The organism is Robertmurraya korlensis NBRC 107688, from assembly GCF_001591645.1.
Taxonomy (GTDB): domain Bacteria; phylum Bacillota; class Bacilli; order Bacillales; family Cytobacillaceae; genus Robertmurraya_A.
Genome location: NZ_BCVH01000046.1, coordinates 1 through 7,568, shown reverse-complemented (window position 1 = coordinate 7,568; position 7,568 = coordinate 1). Strand labels below are relative to the sequence as shown.

Below are 7,568 nucleotides of genomic sequence, written 5' to 3'. Positions count from 1 at the left end.
ATTGGGTGCTTTTTTTGTTTTCCCTAATTGACCTTGAGCTGTAATTTTTCTTTTGAAGGGAAGTTGAATGTTAGAAAGTTTTTATTTAAACTGGTCGAATAATTTCTCCGGTAACCCACCCTGTTCAGTTATAGTAGAATTTTAAAGGATTGCACATCTACTTTTTCCCCATTAAATATTGATAGACAAGAAAGGGACCTTTGTCCAAGCTGACTTGTAAAAAGGATTGAATAAATGGAAAGTCTTTATTCGGCATGGTCTTTACTAGTTCACTCCACCACTCTGTTTCGTAGCGAGCAATCATACTAAGGTTATATAGCAATAAATAATGAATAAGCAGTTCATTGTATTGAAGGAGATCACCTTTTGTCATCGAGAGAGAAAATTGTTTTTCTACAATATTGTATTTTATTAAAGAAAAGGATGAGAGTTTTCCTCCTACTAATTGGAACGTAAGAATCTTATTTGTATGCTCACTTACCAAAAAATCACTCTTTGTTTTTTGCTGAAAGAAATCGGTAAATCTATCTGCAGTCATATGGTAGCTATCGAGGGCTGCCTCAGGGATTTGAATGCCTGATCCTATATTCTCAACAGGTAAGAAGGTCCTCTTTCCCACGAGCTCTTCAAAAAGACTGGTGAGCTCGGGTATTTGCATAAGAAGATCATTCATTGTTGTCTTTTCCCCTTCCAATTGTTTCATGTGAAACAATCTTTCTCCAATATGAGGGAATAGCCCTGTCTTTTGAAATTTTACTTCATCCTGAAAAAAGTGGTATTGCTGTTTTTTTCTCTTCCTAGTAGAAACGCCATGAGCAAGTACAGAAGTAGTTTCAGGATAATTTGGGTCTACTGTTAAAATACAAGCCTTTAATAGGTGTACGAGACCATAAAAGAGAAGAATGGGTTGGATAATGAGTGGTGAGTTTTTTGCCTGCTCATAATAAACCTGTCCATGCTCCAGATAGTAAATAAATGGATAGCAATTTTCATAACTCTTTTGTTCCGCATCCGGCAGATCTAAAACTTGATAACATTTTTTTAAATATTGCTGGGTTGAATCAGCTGAAAAAAAGAGAGAAAATGAATGCAAATTAGCAAAAGGGAATATCAAATTAGTAACCTCCAAATTAATTGAAAAATCAAACATATTGAACAGTTCTTGACAGTATTTTAACCAATTGATAACCTACTAATAATATTTTCGAGTAGGGGGGCAATTTTTTATGTGGGAAAATAAGTTTGTTAAAGAGGGTTTAACCTTCGACGATGTATTGTTAGTGCCTGCAAAATCAGAAGTACTTCCTAGAGATGTGAGCTTACAAGTTCACTTAACTGAAAAAATCAAGTTGAACATTCCAATGATCAGTGCAAGTATGGACACGGTAACAGAAGCAGAAATGGCTATCGCAATGGCGAGACAAGGTGGAATTGGTATTATCCATAAAAATATGTCCATTGAACAGCAAGCTGACCAGGTAGATAAGGTTAAGCGCTCAGAAAGTGGTGTAATTACAGACCCTTTCTTTTTAACTCCTGATCAACAGGTGTTTGATGCTGAACATCTTATGGGGAAATATCGAATTTCAGGTGTTCCTATCGTAAATAATGATGAGGAACAAAAGTTAGTTGGAATTCTAACAAATCGTGACTTACGCTTCATCCAAGACTACTCGATTAAAATTTCGGATGTAATGACAAAAGAAAACCTAGTTACAGCTCCTGTAGGAACCACATTAGAAGAAGCTGAGAGTATTTTACAAAAATACAAAATTGAAAAGCTTCCACTAGTTGACAGCGAAGGAGTCCTTAAAGGGTTAATTACGATTAAAGATATTGAAAAGGTAATTGAATTCCCTAATTCTGCAAAAGATGAGCAAGGTCGTTTACTCGTTGGTGCAGCAGTAGGGGTAACTAGTGACACAATGAAACGCGCTGAGATGCTTGTTAGAGCGCAAGTAGATGTACTTGTGATAGATACTGCTCACGGCCACTCCAAAGGCGTTATTGAGATGGTTAAATCTATTAGAGAAGCATTCCCTGACATTGCTATTATCGCAGGTAACGTAGCTACAGCTGAAGCGACAAGAGAGCTCATTGAAGCTGGGGCAGATATCGTGAAGGTTGGAATTGGTCCGGGTTCTATCTGTACAACAAGAGTTGTTGCGGGTGTTGGTGTTCCGCAAATAACGGCTGTCTATGATTGTGCAACAGAAGCGAGAAAGCACGGCAAAGCGGTTATTGCTGATGGAGGAATCAAATACTCTGGAGATGTCGTAAAAGCTTTAGCAGCGGGTGGACATGCAGTTATGCTAGGAAGCTTATTGGCTGGAGTAACAGAAAGTCCAGGGGAAACAGAAATCTTCCAAGGCAGACGTTTCAAAGTCTATCGTGGAATGGGTTCAGTAGCAGCAATGGAAAAGGGGTCTAAGGATCGTTATTTCCAAGAAGATAATAAAAAGTTTGTTCCAGAAGGAATTGAAGGGCGTCTTCCTTACAAGGGTCCATTAACAGATACTATCTACCAGTTAGTTGGTGGTTTACGTTCTGGAATGGGGTATTGTGGAACAAAGAACTTACAGGAATTAAGAGAAAACTCTCAGTTTATTCGAATGACAGGAGCCGGACTTCGTGAAAGCCATCCACATGATGTTCAAATAACGAAGGAAGCACCGAACTATTCACTTTCCTAAAAATAAACTGTGACTTTCGAACGAAGAGATTACAAGTATTTTTACAAGACAGAGTGACCTTTCTCTGTCTATTTTTTTTGTAATTTATATGGTAAACTGTACAAGTGCAAAAAATAAAGAATCATGTCGAAATGATTTTCATAGAGTAATTGACAAATATGGAGGTAAGTTCATTGTATCGTTTAAAAAGTTTTTCTATTTGGGTAATGACCTTGACGATAGCATTCACACTATCAATGGCAGCAAGTGTTTCACCAGTAAAAGCAGAAGAGGATCCACTTGGAATTACGGCAGAAGCTGCTATTTTACTTGATGCGGAGACAGGGAAAATACTTTACGCTAAAAATCCTGATGTTGTACTTGGTGTTGCATCTATGTCGAAAATGATGACCGAGTACCTCCTACTTGAAGCAATTGATGAAGGTAAGATTAAATGGGATCAAAAGGTACAAATAAACGCCTATGTTCATGAACTATCAGGTGCTCCTGGGCTATCCAATGTTGGGTTAACTGAAGGAGAAGAATATTCGGTTGAAGAGCTTTATCAAGCAATGGCTATCCACTCAGGGAATGCTGCTACGGTTGCATTAGCAGAGTTAATTGCCGGTTCTGAGAAGAACTTCATCACACTTATGAATAAAAAGGCTGAAGAATTGCAAATAGAGGACTATAAGTTTGTTAATTCAAGCGGACTTAATAACAGCAGTCTGCTAGGAAATCATCCAGCTGGTGGAGCGGATGAGGAAAATGTGATGTCAGCTCGAGCAACAGCGAAGCTTGCTTACCATCTTATTAATGATTACCCTGAGGTAATTGAAACAGCGAAAATGCCTGAGCTTCAATTCCGTGATGGTCGGACATATAAGAATTTTAACTGGATGCTTCCAGGTCTTGTGTTCGAATATGCAGGTGTAGATGGGCTAAAGACAGGTTCAACTGATTTTGCAGGTGCTGGATTTACAGCAACTGCCGAAAAAAATGGACAACGTGTAATTGCTGTAGTTATGAAAGCTGCTACGAAAGATGAGCGTTTTACAGAAATGAGAAAAATTTTGGATTATGCTTTCGGAAACTTTACTAACGAAGAAATCGTTGAACAAGGATATCAAGTAAAGGGACAAAAAACTTTACCTGTAACAAAAGGGAAAGAAGATGAAGTATCAATCGAATCAAAGGATAGCATCTCCATGGTCGTGAAAAATGGAGAAAAGGACCAATACAAAACAGTATTGAAAATTGATGAAGATAAGCTAAATAAAGACGGAGAGTTAACAGCTCCAGTAAAAAAAGGTGATAAGGTGGGAACCCTTACGATTGAGCCGGTTCAAGGTGAAGGTTTAGGATTCCTAACTGAAGCTGGTCAAAAAGAGATTACGGTTGATGTGATCGCTACAGAAGATGTAGAAAAAGCCAACTGGTTTGTCTTAATGATGCGTGGAGTGGGTGGTTTTTTTGGAAACCTATGGGATAGCGCTTCTACAGCTGTTAAAGGAATATTTTAAATAAAGCGATAATTTACTTATAAAAAAGGGCTACTGTCTTGACAGGAAGCCCTTTTTATTGTTTATTTACGAATAGGGAAAAAGATTACTTTCGATTGAATTCGTTATGCTTTCCTTTATTTAGTAGCTACATATGGAGACATAATTTACCCATCTACTGTAGATGGTAATAATGAAAGGGGATCAAGTATGAAAACAGGTACAGATCGAGTTAAACGTGGAATGGCAGAAATGCAAAAAGGCGGCGTCATTATGGACGTTGTTAACGCAGAGCAAGCAAAAATTGCTGAAGAAGCTGGTGCTGTTGCAGTTATGGCGCTTGAAAGAGTGCCTTCAGATATTCGTGCGGCTGGTGGAGTAGCTCGTATGGCAGACCCACGTATTATGGAAGAAGTAATGAATGCTGTTTCTATTCCAGTAATGGCTAAAGCGCGTATTGGACATATTGTAGAGGCTCGTATTTTAGAAGCAATGGGTGTAGACTACATCGATGAGAGTGAAGTATTAACACCAGCGGACGAAGAATATCATCTGTACAAGAGTGACTTTACCGTTCCTTTTGTCTGTGGATGTCGTGATCTAGGGGAAGCTGCTCGTCGTATCGGTGAAGGTGCTTCTATGCTTCGTACAAAAGGTGAGCCTGGAACTGGAAATATCGTTGAAGCTGTTCGACATATGCGCCAAGTAAATGCTCAAGTACGTAAAGTAGTAGGAATGAATGTGGACGAGCTTATGACAGAAGCTAAGCTTCTAGGAGCCCCATTTGAGCTTCTTCTTCAAATTAAGGAACTTGGACGTTTACCGGTTGTTAACTTTGCAGCTGGTGGGGTTGCAACGCCTGCAGATGCTGCATTAATGATGGAGCTTGGTGCAGATGGAGTATTCGTAGGCTCAGGTATCTTTAAATCAGAAAACCCAGCTAAATTCGCTCGTGCGATTGTAGAAGCAACAACGCATTATCAAGACTACAAATTAATTGCTGAGCTTTCGAAAGAGCTTGGTACGCCAATGAAGGGGATTGAAATCTCTTCATTAGCTCCAGAAGCTCGTATGCAAGACCGTGGATGGTAAGGTGATAACAATGGTTAAAGTAGGTGTACTAGGCCTCCAAGGAGCTGTACGTGAGCATGTACGCTCGATTGAAGAGAGTGGGGCAGAAGCGGTTGTAATTAAAACAAAAGATCAGCTTGAAGAGGTTGATGGTCTGATCATGCCTGGTGGAGAAAGCACTACCATGCGCCGCTTAATTGATAAGTACGATTTTATGGATAGCCTTAAGGAGTTTGCACAATCAGGCAAACCGATGTTTGGAACTTGTGCAGGACTTATCTTAATGGCTAAGGATCTTGTCGGATACGATCAGCCTCATTTAGGTGCGATGGATGTAAAAGTAGAACGTAACTCATTTGGACGCCAACGTGAAAGCTTTGAGGCAGAATTAGATATTGCTGGTGTTGGGGAAAACTATCCAGCAGTGTTTATTCGTGCCCCACATATTGTTGCTGCAGGTGAAAATGTTGAAATCCTTGCTAAACATGAAAATCGTATTGTTTTTGCAAGAGAGGGACAATTCCTTGGATGTTCCTTTCATCCAGAATTAACGGAAGATCATCGTATCACACAGTATTTTATCAATATGGTAAAAGAGGCAAAAAAATAGATATAATTCGGTTGCATCTTGGAAATAATTGTAGTAAAGTACTATAAAAATAAATAAGTGTAATACATTGAGAGGAAATAGTAACAGGATAGCTATTTTTAAGAGAGCCGATGGTTGGTGCAAATCGGTAAATAGTGCTTGTGAATCCATCCTTGAGTGAAGTATGGAAAGCCTGTAAAGTGAGTAAGTACTTCCGGTTTAAAACCGTTATTTATTTAAGGTGGAAGGCGAATGATGCCTTCAACTAGGGTGGCAACGCGGGTAACTCTCGTCCCTTTTTTAGGGGACGGGAGTTTTTTGTTTGCTTACAATTAATAAGGAGGAACAAATATGTTAGATTTAAAACTTTTGCGTGCTAATTTTGAAGAAGTGAAGGCAAAGCTTCAGCATCGTGGAGAAGATTTAACGGATCTTGGAACATTTGAAGAACTTGATCGTACACGAAGAGAGTTAATTTTAGAAGTAGAGCAGTTAAAAAGTAAGCGTAATGAGGTTTCTCAACAGGTTGCAGTACTGAAGAGAGAAAAGAAGGATGCAGATCAATTAATTGCTGAAATGAAAGAAGTAGGAGAAAGAATTAAAGGTTTAGATGATCAGTTACGAGATGTAGAGGAAACGTTGGAAAGACTACTTCTTAGCATCCCTAATATCCCTCATGAAAGTGTGCCTGTAGGTGAAACAGAGGATGATAATATAGAAATACGTAAATGGGGAGAGGTTCCTAGCTTTGACTTTGAGCCGAAACCACATTGGGATGTAGCAGATGCTCTAGGAATTATAGACTTTGAGAGAGCGGGTAAAGTTACTGGAAGTCGCTTTGTTTTTTATAAAGGACTAGGTGCAAAGTTAGAGCGCGCATTGTTTAATTTCATGCTAGATTTACACACAGAAGAGCATGGTTATGAAGAGGTATTACCTCCATACATCGTAAATCGTGCTAGTATGATTGGAACAGGACAGCTCCCAAAATTTGAAGAGGATGCCTTCCGAATTGAAAGTGAAGATTTCTTCTTAATTCCAACAGCTGAAGTTCCCGTAACGAATTTACACCGTGATGAAATTTTAAGCGGTGAGGAGTTACCAATTAATTATGCTGCCTTTAGTGCTTGCTTCCGCTCTGAAGCTGGATCTGCTGGAAGAGATACAAGGGGATTAATCCGCCAGCACCAGTTTAATAAGGTTGAGCTTGTGAAGTTTGTTAAGCCAGAGGATTCTTACGATGAGCTTGAAAAACTAACAGGGCATGCGGAAAAGGTATTACAGCTTTTAGGCCTTCCATACCGTGTGTTAAGCATGTGTACAGGGGATCTTGGTTTTACTGCAGCAAAGAAGTATGACATTGAAGTTTGGATCCCAAGTTATGAAACGTATCGTGAAATTTCTTCTTGTAGTAACTTTGAAAGCTTCCAAGCGCGTCGAGCAAATATTCGCTTTAGACGTGACCCGAAAGGAAAGCCAGAGGCTGTTCATACATTAAACGGCTCAGGTTTAGCCATTGGCCGTACGGTTGCTGCCATTCTAGAGAACTTCCAGCAAGCAGATGGAAGTGTAGTCATTCCGGAAGTATTACGTCCGTATATGGGGAATCGTGAAGTAATAAAATAAGTATAAACCACCTTATTTTAAGCGGGTGGAAACATCCGCTTAAAAATTTGAAAAGTTAGTTGACTTACATTTAAGGACATGCTATATTATAACTTGTCGATGAGATAC

General features: G+C 39.2%; 6 protein-coding genes and 1 other annotated feature. Of the genes, 5 read left to right on the top strand and 1 reads right to left on the bottom strand.

What is annotated here, in order from left to right:
• Positions 1–157: 157 nt before the first annotated feature.
• Positions 158–1,114 (bottom strand): YaaC family protein, encoded by a 957-nt coding sequence (locus BKO01S_RS23445; protein ID WP_232311308.1) that lies wholly within the window; start codon positions 1,112–1,114, stop codon positions 158–160.
• 112 nt (positions 1,115–1,226) lie between these two features.
• Here BKO01S_RS23445 and guaB point away from each other — a divergent pair, with 112 nt between their 5' ends.
• The 5 genes from guaB to serS all read left to right on the top strand — a co-directional run bounded on the left by guaB (position 1,227) and on the right by serS (position 7,460).
• The gene (gene guaB, locus BKO01S_RS23440) at positions 1,227–2,693 is read left to right on the top strand and encodes an IMP dehydrogenase (RefSeq protein WP_066060173.1); all 1,467 of its coding nucleotides are present in this window, start codon (positions 1,227–1,229) and stop codon (positions 2,691–2,693) included.
• Between the two features lie 206 nt (positions 2,694–2,899).
• Positions 2,900–4,195 carry a serine hydrolase gene (locus BKO01S_RS23435; RefSeq protein ID WP_066060177.1) on the top strand — a complete coding sequence of 432 codons (1,296 nt, stop codon included), beginning with the start codon at positions 2,900–2,902 and terminating at the stop codon, positions 4,193–4,195.
• A gap of 189 nt (positions 4,196–4,384) precedes the next feature.
• Complete coding sequence (gene pdxS, locus BKO01S_RS23430; RefSeq protein ID WP_066060171.1) at positions 4,385–5,266, top strand: pyridoxal 5'-phosphate synthase lyase subunit PdxS; 882 nt, start codon at positions 4,385–4,387, stop codon at positions 5,264–5,266.
• Between the two features lie 10 nt (positions 5,267–5,276).
• The gene (gene pdxT, locus BKO01S_RS23425; protein WP_066060168.1) at positions 5,277–5,855 is read left to right on the top strand and encodes a pyridoxal 5'-phosphate synthase glutaminase subunit PdxT; all 579 of its coding nucleotides are present in this window, start codon (positions 5,277–5,279) and stop codon (positions 5,853–5,855) included.
• Positions 5,856–5,913: 58 nt separating this feature from the next.
• Positions 5,914–6,134 (top strand) — a binding site (T-box leader).
• 51 nt (positions 6,135–6,185) lie between these two features.
• A complete protein-coding gene (serS, locus tag BKO01S_RS23420) occupies positions 6,186–7,460 on the top strand; it encodes a serine--tRNA ligase (protein ID WP_066060166.1) in 1,275 nt (424 codons plus the stop codon).
• Positions 7,461–7,568 lie beyond the last annotated feature (108 nt).